This is a genomic window from Streptomyces sp. NPDC052496 (assembly GCF_040679095.1).
Taxonomy (GTDB): Bacteria; Actinomycetota; Actinomycetes; order Streptomycetales; family Streptomycetaceae; genus Streptomyces.
Map to the genome: position 1 here is coordinate 136,141 of NZ_JBFAUH010000025.1, position 14,276 is coordinate 150,416.

Sequence of the window (14,276 nt, forward strand, 5' to 3'; positions counted from 1 at the left end):
GATGGCCGCATGGCTAAGACCGGTACGACGACCCAAGGGCTGCGCGCGGCGATCGAGCGCAGCGGCTATTACCCGGCCCTGGTGGCCGAGGCGGTGCAGGCCGCGGTCGGCGGCGAGCCGGTGGTGTCGTACTTGGTCCACCAGGAGACGACCTTCGACGCCAACGAGGTCCGCCGCCACGTCACGGTCCTGGTCCTGACGGGCACCCGCTTCATCGTCAGCCACACCGACGAGCAGTCCGCCGACGACACGTCCCCTTCGCCGTACGCGACGACCTCCACCGAGTCCGTGAAGCTGGGCCGGATCTCCTCGGTCGTGCTCAGCCGGGTGGTCGCCAACCCCGAGTCGTACACCCCGGGCCGGCTGCCCCGTGAGGTCGTGCTGACCATCGGCTGGGGCGCCGTCGCCCGCCTCGACCTGGAGCCCGCCACCTGCGGCGACCCCAACTGCGAGGCCGACCACGGCTACACCGGCTCCTCGACGGCCGACGACCTGTCGCTGCGCGTCAGCGAGGCCGGCGACGGCCCGGACACCGTGCGGCAGACCCTCGCCTTCGCCCAGGCGCTGTCCGAAGCCACCGCGGCGACCACCCGCTGATGGCGCACGCCGTCCCCGCCTGGCCGGAACCGGAACCCCTCGACCTGGCCGGCGCGCCGGTGCCCCGCTACGGCACCGGTTCGCTCGCCGATCTGCTGCCCACCGTCACCGCCGGCCAGGGCCTGACCCTGCCCGGCACCGGGCAGGCGGGCGCGCCGGGCATGGACCTGGACCCCGCCGACCGCGTCTGCGTCTTCCTCGTCGACGGCCTCGGCTGGGAACTGCTGCGCGCCCACCCGGACGAGGCGCCGTTCCTGACGTCCCTTCTGGACAGCTCCTTCAACCGCACCGGCCGCCCGATCACCGCCGGCTTCCCGGCCACCACCGCGGCCTCGCTCGCCTCGGTCGGCACCGGCCTGCCGCCGGGCGCCCACGGCCTGGCGGGCTACACCTGTCTGAACCCGGACACCGACGAGCTGATGAACCAGCTCCGCTGGTACCCGTGGACCGACCCGTACGCCTGGCAGCCGTACCCCACCGTCTTCCAGCAGGCGCACGCCGCCGGCATCCACACCTGCCAGGTCTCCTCGCCCCACTTCGAGCGCACGCCGCTCACCGACGTCGCGCTCAGCGGCGGTACGTTCCACGGCCGGCTGGCCGGTGAGGAGCGCATGGACCTGGCGGCCGAGCAGCTCGCCGCCGGCGACCGCTCGCTGGTCTACACGTACTACGCCGAGGTGGACGGCGCCGGGCACCGCTACGGCGTCGACTCCGACGCCTGGCGCGGCCAGCTGATGTACGTCGACCGCCTCGCCCAGCGCCTCGCCGAGCAACTGCCGCCGCGCAGCGCGCTGTACGTCACCGCCGACCACGGCATGGTGGACATCCCGTTCGGCCCGGACCACCGCATCGACTTCGACGAGGACTGGGAACTGCGTGCCGGGGTGCGGCTGCTGGGCGGCGAGGGGCGGGCGCGGCATCTGTACGCCCATCCCGGCGCGGCCGGTGACGTGCTCGCGGTGTGGCGGGAAGTGGTCGGGGAACATATGTGGGTGGCGGGCCGCGACGAGGCCGTCGCCGCCGGGTGGTTCGGCCCCCGGGTCGACGACCGGGTCCGGGCCCGTATCGGTGACGTCGTCGTCGCCGCGCACGCCGACATGGTGATCGTGGCGAGCGAGACGGAGCCGCGCGAGTCCGCGATGGTCGGTATGCACGGCTCGATGACCCCGGCCGAACAGCTCGTACCGCTCCTCGAAGTCCGCACCTGAGCCCCGCCCCGCCCCGCCCCACCCCACCACGTTCCTGCCGCCCGCGAGCGCGTCCCCACGTGCGCTCCCGACCGTCCCCCACTCGCCACGAGCCCGAAAGGCCCGCGTTCTCCCATGCCCGAGCTGGTGTTCTTCTCCGGAACGATGGACTGCGGAAAGAGCACCCTCGCTCTGCAGATCGAGCACAACCGCTCGGCCCGCGGCCTGCAAGGAATGATCTACACGCGCGACGACCGGGCCGGCCGCGGCAAGCTCTCCTCGCGCCTGGGGCTGGTCACCGAGGCCGTCGAGGCGACGGACGAGATGGATTTCTACGCGCACATCGTCGCCGCCCTGAGCTCCGGCGGCCGGGTGGACTACGTCATCGCCGACGAGGCCCAGTTCCTCGCCCCGGACCAGATCGACCAGCTCGCGCGCGTCGTGGACGACCTGGAGCTGGACGTCTTCGCCTTCGGCATCAGCACCGACTTCCGCAGCAAGCTCTTCCCCGGCTCGCAGCGCCTGGTCGAACTGGCCGACCGCATAGAGGTCCTCCAGGTCGAGGCCCTGTGCTGGTGCGGCGCCCGCGCCACCCACAACGCCCGCACCCTCGACGGCCAGATGGTCGTCGAGGGCGCGCAGGTCGTCATCGGTGATGTGCACAGCGCCCCCGCGGAGGTCGGCTACGAGGTGCTCTGCCGCCGTCACCACCGGCGCCGCCAGACCTCCGCCAGCGCCCACGCCGCGGCGCTCTCCCCGGACGTGCTGCCGGTGTACACCGCGGAGTAGCGCCACCCGGGCGGAACGGCTCAGCCGGGCTGCTGGAGCAGGGCGAACGTGGCCCCCTCCGGGTCGGCGACCGTCGCGACCCGCCCGTAAGCGGTGTCCTCGGCCGCGCGCACCTCCTGGCCGCCCAGCTCCACCACGCGTCGGACCGCGGCGTCGGTGTCGGAGACGGCGAAGTACGTCACCCAGTGCGGCCCCAGCTCCCGCGGCAGCGCGTCGCCGACGCCGTGGACGCCCGCCACCGGCCGCCCCTTCAGATGCAGCGTCAGATAGCCGGGGACGGTGTCCTCCGGCCGGGTCTCGTAGCCGAACACCGCCTCGTAGAAGGCGGTCACGCCGGTCTCCCGGGTCACCAGCTCGTTCCACACCGGCGCCCCGGGTACGCCGACCAGCGCCGCGCCCACCATCTGTTTGCCCTGCCACAGCCCGAAGACCGACCCCTGCGGGTCGGAGGCGATCGCCATCCGCCCCGCCTCGTCGTCCGCGTCCAGCGGCCCGACGGCGACCGTGCCGCCGCAGCCGCGGATCTGCTCGGCCGCCGCGTCCGCGTCGTCACTCGCCAGGTAGGTCGTCCACGCGACCCGCAGGTGGCGGTCGGGTGCCAGTTCCCCGATCCCGGCCACCTCCCGCCCGTGGAGATACGCCCGGACGTACGGACCGAAGTGCTGCGGTCCCGCTTTGAACTCCCAGCCGAACAGCGCGCCGTAGAACTGCTCCGTCGTGGCCAGGTCGTGCACCATGAGACTCACCCAGCAAGGCGCGCCGGGCGTCCGCCGAGTCGTTGCCTCGGTCGTCATCGTCACTCTCTCCTCGGACCATCGGGGTGGTGGCCGTGCGGGGACCGGGCGCGAGTGCGCCGTCCCGTGCAGATGCTCGCACCCCCTCATCCGCTGCGCGCCCCGGCCGCGCCGTCTTCGGCGCGTTCCCATGGGAGAATGCCCGATTTGATGTTTCGGACCCGTTTCCGCGACGTTGCCGTACGGGGACGTGCGACGTCACCGCCCGTACGCACCTCGTACGGGCCCCGTGCGGGTCCGGACGACCCTTCACCACCGGCCCGGACCTGCGCGAGGATGAGGCCCATGAACGCCCTCATCACCGCCGCCGAGCTGGCGGACGCACTGGCCTCCGCAACCCCGCCGGTCCTCCTCGACGTCCGCTACCGGCTCGGCGGCCCGCCCGGTCGCCCCGAGTACGAGGCGGGCCACGTACCCGGCGCCGTCTACGTGGACATGGACACCGAACTCGCGGGCCCCGCGGGTCCGGCCGGCCGCCACCCCCTCCCGGACCTCGGCGCTTTCGCCGAGACCATGCGCCGGGCCGGGGTCTCGGCGGACCGCCCGGTCGTCGTGTACGACGGAGGGCAGGGGTGGTCCGCGGCCCGTACGTGGTGGATGCTGCGCTACACCGGACACCCCTCGGTACGGGTCCTGGACGGCGGCCTGGCCGCCTGGACCGCGTCCGGCGGCGCCCTCGACACCGACGTACCGTCGCCGAAGCCCGGCGACTTCGCCGCGGCGCCCGGCGCGCTGCCGCTGCTGACGGCGGACGAGGCCGCGGCCCTGGCCCGACGCGGCGTCCTCCTGGACGCGCGGGCGGGGGAGCGGTACCGGGGCGAGGTGGAGCCCATCGACCGCGTGGCCGGGCACATCCCGGGCGCGCTGTCCGCGCCGACGACGGAGAACCTCGCCGATGACGGCACGTTCCTGCCGCCGGAGGAGCTGGCCGCGCGCTTCGGCGCCCTGGGGGCCACCGCGGACGCCGAGGTCGGGGTCTACTGCGGTTCGGGTGTCTCCGCCGCGCAAGAGGTGCTGGCGCTCACGGTCGCGGGCGTCCCGGCGGCGCTGTACGTGGGTTCCTGGAGCGAGTGGTCCAGCGACCCGACACGCCCGGTGGCCACCGGACCGGAGGCGGGCTGACATCTGGCCGGAAACGACCCGTACGCCCGTTCGTGAAGAGGGGCGGGCGTACGGACCGGCAGCGTCCCCGCCGCCGTCCGGGCCCGCCGCTACTCCGGTTTCTTGCGCCGCGTCCCGAAGACGATCTCGTCCCAGCTCGGTACGGCGGCGCGCCGCCCCGGCCGGACGCCGTCGGCCTCGGCCTGCCGGTCGGTCGTCCCGGTGAGGCGGTCCCGGTGGCCGGCCACCGCCCGTGGCATGAGCACATCGGCGTAGGCCGAGCCCGCGCCCGCGCTGGCCGCCGGCGCGGCCGGCTCCTCCAGCTCCTCGTCCTCGGCGGACTCCTCCTGCGCCGGTGCCTTCGCCGGCTCCGGTACGACCATGTCGCCCCGGAAGCTGGGCACCGCCTCCAGGAGGCTGGTGAGCGAGTCGCGCTCCCGTTCGCCGGAGCCGTCCTCGGCCCGCGCCTGCTCGTCGTCCTCGCCGCCCGTACGGTCGCGGTCGCGGTCCTGGGACGTCTGGCGGTCCAGGGCGCGGTCCAGCGGCCGGTCGCGCGGCAGCCGCGCGATACGCGGCACGAACGGGAAGCTCGGCTCCGGGGTGTCGTCGGTCTCGCCGATCAGCGCCCGCGCCTCGTCGTCGACGGCCTGGACGAGCCGCCGTGGCGGGTCGTAGGTCCAGATGGCCGAGTGCGGCTCGGCCGCGACGCGGTAGACCAGCAGGACTTCCCAGGTGCCGTCGTCGCGCCGCCAGGAGTCCCACTGCACGGAGTCCTTGTCGGCGCCGCGCAGCAGCAGCCGCTCGGCGACGGCCTCGCCGAGCTGGGGGCCGGTGTTCTCCCCGGGGCGGCGCACGGGGGTCTTACGGGCCCGCTCGGCCATGAAGGCGCGCTCGGCGAGCACCGGGCCCTCGAAGCGGCGTACCCGGTCGACCGGGATGCCGGCGAGCTGGGCGACCTCCTCGGCGGAGGCACCGGCCCTTATACGGGCCTGGATGTCCCGCGGGCGCAGGTGGCTCTCGACCTCGATCTCGATCTGGCCGAGCCGCGCGCGGTCGTTGCGGACCGCGGCGCGCAGCCGCTCGTCGATCGGAAGCGTGTACTCGGTGCTGTCCGCAGCTTTGAGCACCAGCCGTGTGCCGTCGTTGGAGACGGCCACGACACGCAGTTCGGGCATGGGGACCTCCCGGGTGGTGCCTGCCGACGTCACGTGCGTCGCTGCTTCCGCTAGTCGAGTGTGGCCTGCCCGGGTGCAGCCTGCCACAACATTGCCGAGTTACCCGGCGTGTCGAGGCTTGGCCCAGAAACGCCGTTATGACACGGTTACCTGTTCGCAACGCTCAGTGACCATGTCCTGTTCCTGCTCCCAGTCACCCGTGCCCGGCGGCGGCACCCGGGGGTGAGTGCCACCTTCCGGCCCCCTCCCGTGTATCCGGGCAGCCGGACGGGATTCCGGGGCCAGGGCTCGCCACAGTACTCCATTCGGGCCACTGAGGTGGACCGCCGCGCCGCCGAAGTTCACCTGCGCCAAGGGAGTTGGTCGCCTTGTCGATCTCTCTACACGGCGTGACGGGTGGCGAGGTTCACAGAATCCGCAGAATCGGAACTACCGGCTTCGCCCATAGGTCACTTGTCCGTGCAAGATGGATCGAAGGGGCGATCAAAGGCTGGAGATGGACAACAAAAGCGAGACCGACACGGAAAACAAGGAGAAACGGCTCGACCTGAGCGTGGCTCAGGTCGCGGGCTCTGCCCTGGCGGCCGCGGTCGCCGCCTTTCTCGCCGGGCAGCTCGGCGTGTACGGGACCATCATCGGCGCGGGTGTGGTGAGTGTCGTGGCCACGACCGGTGGCACGATCTTCCAGCACCTCTTCCGGCGTACCGGCGAGCAGCTCAAGGAAGCCGCGACGGTCGGCACCCGGCCGAAGCCGCGCCGGTCCTCGGCCTCCCGCAGACGGCCGGGCGCCGAATCCGGCACCGGCATGGTGCTGCCCACCTTCGACCGGCACGGCGCGGAGGACGAGATCACGTCCGTCGCGGCCAAGGACCAGGGGCCGGCCGGGGACACCGACCGTACGCAACTGCTTCCGCAGGCCGGGGACGCCGACCGTACGCAGCTGCTGCCGCAGGCCGGCGCGGCGCGGCCGACCGGCGCGGACGCCGGGGACACCGACCGTACGCAGCTGGTGCCGCGCCTCGACGACCGGACCATGGCTCTGGGGCAGGCCCGCCCGGACCACCCGCCGGCCGGCGCCACCGCGGTGCCGCGGCGGGCCGACGAGGTCAGCACCGCCACGTACGGCACGCGGCTGCGCGGCTGGAAGCGGCCGGCGCTGGCCGCGCTGGCGATCTTCGTGCTGTCGCTGGGGGCCGTCACCTGCGTCGAGCTGCTGACCGGGCACGACGCGTCGGGCGGCCAGGGCACCTCGGTGGGCAACGTCTTCACGGGCAACGGGCACAAGTCCGAGCCGAAGACCCCGCCCGCCACGGACTCGCCGTCCCCCGGGACCTCGCACGGTGACGGCGCGACGGGCAGCACCGGCGGCACGCCGTCGCCCGGCCCCAGCGGCTCCACCGGCACCGGCGACGGCAGCACCGGCAGTACGGGCAAGCCGTCCACGCCGGCGCCGACCCCGGACGCGAGCCGGAGCGGCAAGCCCACCCCGCCGCCGAGCCCGCAGCCGTCGAAGTCCGGCGGCGGTACCGGCGACGGCGCCGGGCACGACACCGGCAAGGGCGGTGACGACTCCGCGGGCGATTCCGGCGACCGGAACAACCAGCAGCCCGGCGGACAGCAGGTCCCGGACCCGAAATCCTCGTGAACGCGGGACGGAAATCCGCACCCGGGCGGGACGTAATGCCGTCCCGCCCGGGGACCTAATCCCCTTAACCGGCGCGGAATTTCCGTCCCGCGCGGGGACCGAATCCCATTCGACGGCAGAACCGTCCATGCCGCCCGGCGCGGGCGGTGGGCGAACCGGCCCGGACCCGGCAGCACGCCGGGTCCGGGCCGGTGCGTTGCCGGGCCCGCGGGCCCGCCGGGGCGTTCATCCCTGCGGAACGTTGGGCCGAATGAGCGTTTCAGCCGTCCGGGCGGTCCCTCCGGCCCGGCCCGCCCTCACGCGCCCAGCACGCGCCGCAGGTAGGCGTTGGTGAACAGGCGCTGCGGGTCCAGCCGGTCGCGCAGCGCGGTGAACTCGCCGAACCGCGGGTACACGCCGGCCAGGTAAGCGGCGTCGCGGCTGTGCAGCTTCCCCCAGTGCGGCCGCCCGCCGTGCGCCGTCATGATCCGCTCGGCCGCGGTGAAGTACGCCCGGTACGGCGTCCCCCGGTACATGTGTACGGCGATGTAGGCGGTGTCCCGCCCGGAGGCGGTGGACAGCGGGATGTCGTCGGCCGGCGCGGTCCGTACCTCCACCGGGAAGCTCACCCGGAAGTCCGAGCGCTCCACCAGCGCCCGCAGTTCGCGCAGCGCCTCGACGGCGGCCTCCCGGGGCAGCGCGTACTCCATCTCCACGAAGCGCACCCGGCGCGGGCTGGTGAAGACCTTGTACGGGATGTCGGTGTACGTACGGGCCGACAGCGCGCGGCTGGAGAGCCGGGCGATCCCCGGAACGGTGGCGGGCACCGCCCGGCCGACGGCGCACGCGGCGCCGAAGACCCCGTTGGACAGCAGCTCGTCGTCGAGCCAGCCGCTGATCCGGCCGAGCGGGGCGGCGGGGCCCTGGCTGCGGTTGTTGCGCTTGGTGTTGCAGTTGCCCGTGTGCGGGAACCAGTAGAACTCGAAGTGTTCGTTCTCCGCCACGAGCTGGTCGAACTCGGCCGTCACCCGGGTGAAGGGCATCGGCTCCTCCCGGGCCGACAGCCAGAACTGCGGCTCCACGGCGAAGGTGACGGAGGTGATCACGCCCAGCGCCCCCAGGCCGACCCGGGCCGCCGCGAAGACCTCCGGGTTCTCGGCGGCGGAGCAGGTGAGCACCTCGCCGTCCGCGGTCACCAGCTCCAGTGCGGTGATCTGGGCGGCGACGGACGCCGAGTCGCGGCCGGTGCCGTGGGTGCCGGTGCTCGCCGCCCCGGAGACCGTCTGCTCCATGATGTCGCCCATGTTGGCCAGCGACAGGCCGTGCGAGGCGAGCACCAGGTTGAGGTGCTTGAGCGTGGTGCCGGCGGCCACGGTCACCGTGCCGGCGGCGCGGTCCACCTCCCGTATGCCGGTCAGCCGCTCCGGCCGTATGAGCAGCCCGTCGGTGGCGGCGGCCGCGGTGAAGGAGTGGCCGGTGCCGGCCGCCTTGACCGTCAGCCCGTCGGCGGCCGCCGCGCGGACCGCCGCGGCCAGTTCGCCGGTGGAGGCCGGCGCGACGCTCCGCGCCGGCTCCGCGGCGACGGTGCCCGCCCAGTTACGCCAGGCGGGCCGGGGCCTGGTCCTCCGTATCGCCCGGACCGTGCGGGCCGCCCCCGTCCGTACGGCCGTCCCGCTCCTGCCGGTCGTCCTGTGTGCCTCGGTCATCCGCGCCCGTCCCCTCCCGCTGCGCCGCCGGCCGCAGCCGGCGGTATCCGAGGAACGCCACCGCCGCCGCGAGCGCCCCCGCCACGGCCGGCACCAGGTAGCCGCGGCCGGCCCCGGCCGCGTCCACCACCCATCCGGCGGCCGACGAGCCGAGCGCCACTCCGACCGCGAGCCCGGTGCTGGTCCAGGTCATGCCCTCGGTCAGGTTCGCGCGCGGTACGTGCTGCTCGACGAGGGCCATGGTGGTCACCATCGTCGGCGCGATGGACAGGCCCGCGAAGAAGAGCGCCACGGCCAGGAGCGGAAGGTTCCCGACCAGTTGGAGCGGGATCATACTCACGGCCATCGCACACACGCCCACCAGCCACCGGCGGCCGGCCGGGCCCTTGAAATGGATCATTCCGAAGACCACGCCGGCGAGGCAGGACCCGAGCGCGTAGGTCGAGAGCACCAGGCTGGCGGCGCCCTGGTGGCCCTGCTCCTTGGCGAACGCCAGCGTCACCACGTCGATCGCACCGAAGATCGCCCCGGTCGCCACGAACGTGACCACCAGCACCTGGAGGCCGCGCGAGCGCAGCGCCGAGCCCTTGGCGTGCTCCTCGCGCGGATGCGGCGCCGGCTCGGTCGCGCGCTGCGCCGTCAGCCAGAAGACCCCCGCCACCAGGAAGACGGTCGCCAACAGCGGGCCCGCCTCGGGGAACCAGGAGGTGGACAGGCCGATGGAGAGGATCGGCCCGACGATGAAGCACGCCTCGTCGACGATCGACTCCCACGAGTACGCGGCGTGCAGCAGGCGCGGAGAGCTGTGGTGGACGGCCGCCCAGCGGGCCCGGACCATCGAGCCGACGCTCGGTACGCAGCCCGCGCAGGCCGTGAAGACGAACAGCGTCCAGTCGGGCCAGCGTTGCTGCGCGCTCACCAGCAGCCCGGCGATGGCGGCCGCCGAGATCAGGGTCGCCGGGCGCAGCACCCGGCGCTGGCCGTGCCGGTCCACCAGCCGGGAGATCAGCGGGCTGAGCACCGCGGCGGACATCGCGATGGTCGCCGCCAGCACGCCCGCCAGGCCGTACCGGCCGGTCAGCAGGGAGACCATGGTGACGATGCCGATGCTGGTCATCGACAGCGTCATCCGGCCCAGGAAGCCGGCGGCGGTGAACGACTTGGTGCCGGGCGTGTCGAAGAGCGCGCGGTACGGGCTTGGCATGGGGGCAGCTCCGCCGGTGAAGAGCCGATGCCGGGCGTTCCGGAGATCGGTAAGGCATGTCTGAGGCCGACACAGCTTACGCGTGCTCTCCGGGTGGCCGCCTCCGGTTTTCCGGCTGTCAGTGGCTGGTGGCAGGATCGAAGACATGCCCGAACAGTGCGATGCGCCCCTTCCCTCCGCCGCGGGGAGCCCCGCTCCCTACGACGCCCTGTTGCTGCTGTCCTTCGGGGGCCCCGAAGGCCCGGACGACGTCGTCCCCTTCCTGGAGAACGTCACCCGCGGCCGCGGCATCCCCCGCGAGCGCCTGAAGGAGGTCGGGCAGCACTACTTCCTGTTCGGCGGCGTCAGCCCGATCAACGCGCAGAACCGCGAGCTGCTGGACGCGCTGCGCAAGGACTTCGCCGAGCACGGCCTGGACCTGCCGGTCTACTGGGGCAACCGCAACTGGGCGCCCTACCTGGTCGACACGCTGCGCGAGATGGTCCGCGACGGCCGCCGCCGTATCGCCGTCCTGGCCACCAGCGCCTACGCCTCGTACTCGGGCTGCCGCCAGTACCGCGAGAACCTGGCCGACGCGCTGGCCACCCTCCGGGCCGACGGGCTGCCGGTGCCCCAGGTGGACAAGCTCCGGCACTACTTCAACCACCCCGGCTTCGTGCGCCCGATGGTCGACGGCGTGCTCGCCTCCCTGGCCGAGCTGCCCGCGGACGTCCGCGACCGTGCCCACATCGCCTTCACCACCCACTCCATCCCGACCGCCGCGGCCGACACCTCCGGCACCCCGGCGGACCACACCGAGGACGGCGAGGGCGGGGCGTACGTCGCCCAGCACCTGGACGTGGCCCGGGTGATCGCGGACGCGGTCCGCGCGGAGACCGGTGTCGACCACCCGTGGCGGCTGGTCTACCAGTCCCGCAGCGGCGCCCCGCACATCCCGTGGCTGGAGCCGGACATCTGCGACCACCTCGAAGAGGTGCACGGCGCGGGCGTCCCCGCCGTCGTCATGGCCCCCATCGGTTTCGTCTCGGACCACATGGAGGTCAGGTACGACCTCGACACCGAAGCCACCGCCAAGGCCGCCGAACTGGGCCTGCCGGTCGCCCGCTCCGCCACCGTCGGCGCCGACCCGCGCTTCGCCGCGGCCGTCCGCGACCTGGTGCTGGAGCGCGCCGCGGCCGAGCGGGGCAGCGCCCCGGCGCGCTGCGCCCTCGGCGAGCTGGGGCCGAGCCACGACCTGTGCCCGGTCGGCTGCTGCCCGGCCCGGGCTCCGCGCCCGGCCGCCGCGGGCGCGGACTGGACGGGCCCGGTGGTGGAGACCCAGGGGTAGGCGCCTGACGGAGGCAGCGCAGGCTCCGTACGGAGTTCGCCCGGCGTACAGAAGCCCACCCGACAAAGGCGCCGCCCGCCCGGCCGGCACGGGCGGCCGCCCCGCACGGCTGCCCACGGCGGCCGCCCCGCACGGCCGCGACCAGCGGCCGCCCGTACGAGCAAGGAGCACCGTGACCGACCCGCTGTACGCCGAACTCCTCGACCTGGCCCTGGAGGCCGCCCGCCGCGCCGGTGAGCTGCTGCGCGACGGCCGCCCCGCCGACCTCGGCGTGGCCGCCACGAAGACCAGCCCCATCGACGTCGTCACCGAGATGGACATCGCCAGCGAGAAGCTGATCACCGGCTTCCTCGCCGAGCACCGCCCCGCCGACGGCTTCCTGGGGGAGGAGGGCGCCAGCGTCGAGGGCAGCAGCGGGGTGCGCTGGGTCATCGACCCGGTCGACGGCACGGTCAACTACCTGTACGGGCTGCCCTCCTGGGCCGTCTCCATCGCCGCGGAGAAGGACGGCGAGGCCGTCGCCGGCGTGGTCGCGGCGCCGGTGCGCGGCGAGACGTACCACGCCGTCCTGGGCGGCGGCGCGTTCCGCGACGGGGAGCCGGTCCACTGCCGCCCCGCGCCGCCGCTCTCCCAGGCCCTGATCGGTACGGGCTTCGCCTACACCGCCGAGCGCCGGGCCGCCCAGGCCGAGGTGCTGCGCACCCTGCTGCCGCAGGTCCGCGACATCCGGCGCGGCGGTTCGGCCGCGATCGACCTGTGCGACGTCGCCTGCGGGCGGCTCGACGGCTATTACGAGCGCGGGCTGAACCCGTGGGACATGGCGGCCGGCGCGCTGATCGCCCGCGAGGCCGGCGCGCTGACCGGCGGCCGCCCCGGCGAGCCGGCTTCGAACGGGCTGACCGTGGCTGCCTCACCGGAGGTGTTCGCGACGCTCCAGCCCCTGCTGGAGGAGCTGGGCGCCTGGCACGACTGAGCACCCGTGCCGGCGCGGGCCGGGCGTCCGCCGCCCGGTGGGAACGCGACAGCGCCCCGGACCCTGGGCAGGGTCCGGGGCGCTGCCGTCGTACGCGGCCGGGAAGGGTCAGGCGGTGGCTGCCGTGACCTGCACGCCGTGCTCGGCGGCAAGGCGCTGCAGGTCTTCCAGCTCGGCCTGCTCCACCTCGACGAGGAAGTCGTCGCCCGACTCGCGGGCCCGGTCCAGGTCGGCCTCGGTGTTCCGTATGCGCTGCAGAATGCCTGCGGTGAACGCGTCCATGGTGCGCCCCCTCGTCGTGGGTCGGTGGCACGGGGGTGTGCCGACGGGCGGGGCGATCACGGCGTGGTCCCTGCGAGTGGATCACAGCGCGGCATGGCGCCGTACAGGGCGTGATCGCGGGTGTGCAGTCGTCCTCCCCATGGGCAACCTCACGGAAACCTCAAGCGGCACGGGAATTCGAAAACCGCCCGGAAGGCTCCGTTCCGGGGCCGGGCCTGCCGCCCCGGAGCCCCGGGGGACACGGCCGCCGGGGGGCACCGGTCCCTCTTACTGCCGGTTTACAGCTGTTCGGGGCAGGATGGAGGGGCTCCGAGTTTGCCGTGCCCCGGAACTTCCAGGGCCGTGAGGAAGGATTTGCCACGTGCGTGTTCTCGTCGTCGAGGACGAGCAGCTGCTCGCCGATGCGGTGGCCACCGGGCTGCGCCGGGAGGCCATGGCCGTCGACGTGGTCTACGACGGCGCGGCCGCCCTGGAACGCATCGAGATCAACGATTACGACGTGGTGGTCCTGGACCGGGACCTGCCGCTGGTGCACGGCGACGACGTCTGCCGCAAGATCGTCGAGCTGGGGATGCCCACCCGCGTCCTGATGCTCACCGCCTCCGGTGACGTCAGCGACCGCGTCGAGGGCCTGGAGATCGGCGCCGACGACTACCTGCCCAAGCCGTTCGCCTTCACCGAGCTGACCGCCCGCGTACGGGCCCTGGGCCGCCGTACGACGGTCGCCCTGCCGCCCGTCCTGGAGCGGGCCGGCATCAAGCTGGACCCGAACCGCCGCGAGGTCTTCCGCGACGGCAAGGAGGTCCAGCTCGCGCCGAAGGAGTTCGCGGTGCTGGAGGTGCTGATGCGCAGCGAGGGCACGGTCGTCTCGGCCGAGCAACTGCTGGAGAAGGCGTGGGACGAGAACACGGACCCCTTCACCAACGTCGTACGGGTCACGGTCATGACCCTGCGCCGCAAGCTGGGCGAGCCCGCGGTGATCGTGACGGTGCCGGGCTCCGGCTACCGGATCTGACGCCGATGCCCGCTTCGTCCAAGGCGCCCACCCCGCCGCCCCCCGCACCGCCCAAGCCCACCTGGGATCCCCAACCGGTCAACGTCCGGCCCTTCCCCTGGCTGCGCCCCACCATCCGGATACGGCTCACGCTGCTGTACGGCGGCATGTTCCTGATGGCGGGCATCGTGCTGCTCACGATCATCTACATGCTGGCCGCCAACGCGCTCCAGGAAGGCAGCGAGCTGCCCGTCAAGATCCTCCGGGGCAACTTCGCGGCCACCAGCAACGTCTGTGACCTGCCCAGTCAGTCCTCCGGCGAGATCTTCACCCAGGCGATCCAGAGCTGCCTCCAGCACCAGCGGGCGCAGGCCCTGAACACCCTGCTCAACCGCTCGCTGCTGGCGCTGCTGGGGCTGACCGTGGTCGCGTTCGCCTTCGGGTACGCGATGGCGGGGCGGGTGCTGTCGCCGCTGGGCCGCATCACCCGGACCGCTCAGCGGGTGGCCGGTTCGGACCTGCA

The 14,276-nt window shown here is 73.6% G+C and carries 13 protein-coding genes and 1 pseudogene; 9 read left to right on the forward strand and 5 right to left on the reverse strand.

Annotated features, from left to right (window positions below; genetic code table 11):
* Nucleotides 1-9 precede the first annotated feature (9 nt).
* The 3 genes from AB0L45_RS29780 to AB0L45_RS29790 all read left to right on the forward strand — a co-directional run bounded on the left by AB0L45_RS29780 (nucleotide 10) and on the right by AB0L45_RS29790 (nucleotide 2,573).
* Nucleotides 10-597, forward strand: coding sequence for a DUF5998 family protein (locus AB0L45_RS29780; protein WP_003981824.1), 588 nt, complete (start codon nucleotides 10-12; stop codon nucleotides 595-597).
* Nucleotides 597-1,805 (forward strand): nucleotide pyrophosphatase/phosphodiesterase family protein, encoded by a 1,209-nt coding sequence (locus AB0L45_RS29785; protein WP_365845332.1) that lies wholly within the window; start codon nucleotides 597-599, stop codon nucleotides 1,803-1,805. The genes AB0L45_RS29780 and AB0L45_RS29785 overlap by 1 nt, the downstream gene beginning before the upstream one ends.
* A gap of 114 nt (nucleotides 1,806-1,919) precedes the next feature.
* Entirely contained in the window at nucleotides 1,920-2,573 is a 654-nt protein-coding gene (locus tag AB0L45_RS29790) for a thymidine kinase (RefSeq protein WP_365845334.1), read from the forward strand.
* A 20-nt stretch (nucleotides 2,574-2,593) separates the two neighbouring features.
* Here the strand turns inward: AB0L45_RS29790 and AB0L45_RS29795 are convergent, their stop codons facing one another.
* Entirely contained in the window at nucleotides 2,594-3,367 is a 774-nt protein-coding gene (locus AB0L45_RS29795) for a VOC family protein (RefSeq protein WP_365845336.1), read from the reverse strand.
* A 285-nt stretch (nucleotides 3,368-3,652) separates the two neighbouring features.
* On the opposite strand from AB0L45_RS29795, the gene AB0L45_RS29800 reads away from it, so the two are divergent.
* A complete protein-coding gene (locus tag AB0L45_RS29800; RefSeq protein ID WP_365845338.1) occupies nucleotides 3,653-4,489 on the forward strand; it encodes a sulfurtransferase in 837 nt (278 codons plus the stop codon).
* Between the two features lie 89 nt (nucleotides 4,490-4,578).
* Here AB0L45_RS29800 and sepH read toward each other — a convergent pair whose 3' ends face one another.
* A complete protein-coding gene (gene sepH, locus AB0L45_RS29805) occupies nucleotides 4,579-5,643 on the reverse strand; it encodes a septation protein SepH (protein WP_365845341.1) in 1,065 nt (354 codons plus the stop codon).
* 496 nt (nucleotides 5,644-6,139) lie between these two features.
* Here sepH and AB0L45_RS29810 point away from each other — a divergent pair, with 496 nt between their 5' ends.
* Entirely contained in the window at nucleotides 6,140-7,288 is a 1,149-nt protein-coding gene (locus AB0L45_RS29810; protein ID WP_365845343.1) for a hypothetical protein, read from the forward strand.
* 296 nt (nucleotides 7,289-7,584) lie between these two features.
* On the opposite strand, the gene AB0L45_RS29815 is transcribed toward AB0L45_RS29810, so the two are convergent.
* Together AB0L45_RS29815 and AB0L45_RS29820 are read right to left on the reverse strand one after the other, a co-directional pair.
* Nucleotides 7,585-8,973, reverse strand: coding sequence for a D-arabinono-1,4-lactone oxidase (locus tag AB0L45_RS29815; protein WP_365845345.1), 1,389 nt, complete (start codon nucleotides 8,971-8,973; stop codon nucleotides 7,585-7,587).
* Nucleotides 8,864-10,177 (reverse strand): MFS transporter, encoded by a 1,314-nt coding sequence (locus tag AB0L45_RS29820; RefSeq protein ID WP_365845347.1) that lies wholly within the window; start codon nucleotides 10,175-10,177, stop codon nucleotides 8,864-8,866. Before AB0L45_RS29820 ends, AB0L45_RS29815 begins: the two co-directional genes overlap by 110 nt.
* Nucleotides 10,178-10,322: 145 nt before the next feature.
* Between AB0L45_RS29820 and AB0L45_RS29825 the strand changes: the two genes are divergently transcribed.
* Nucleotides 10,323-11,504, forward strand: a complete 1,182-nt coding sequence (locus tag AB0L45_RS29825) for a ferrochelatase (protein ID WP_365845349.1) — start codon at nucleotides 10,323-10,325, stop codon at nucleotides 11,502-11,504.
* A gap of 172 nt (nucleotides 11,505-11,676) precedes the next feature.
* A complete protein-coding gene (locus tag AB0L45_RS29830) occupies nucleotides 11,677-12,477 on the forward strand; it encodes an inositol monophosphatase family protein (RefSeq protein ID WP_365845351.1) in 801 nt (266 codons plus the stop codon).
* Between the two features lie 108 nt (nucleotides 12,478-12,585).
* Here AB0L45_RS29830 and AB0L45_RS29835 read toward each other — a convergent pair whose 3' ends face one another.
* Nucleotides 12,586-12,759, reverse strand: coding sequence for a hypothetical protein (locus AB0L45_RS29835; RefSeq protein ID WP_365845353.1), 174 nt, complete (start codon nucleotides 12,757-12,759; stop codon nucleotides 12,586-12,588).
* Between the two features lie 361 nt (nucleotides 12,760-13,120).
* Here AB0L45_RS29835 and AB0L45_RS29840 point away from each other — a divergent pair, with 361 nt between their 5' ends.
* Nucleotides 13,121-13,774: a response regulator transcription factor gene (locus AB0L45_RS29840; RefSeq protein WP_030021221.1), complete on the forward strand. Its 654-nt coding sequence runs from the start codon at nucleotides 13,121-13,123 to the stop codon at nucleotides 13,772-13,774.
* 5 nt (nucleotides 13,775-13,779) lie between these two features.
* Nucleotides 13,780-14,276 (forward strand): annotated as a pseudogene (locus AB0L45_RS29845) (two-component sensor histidine kinase); the annotation flags it as partial.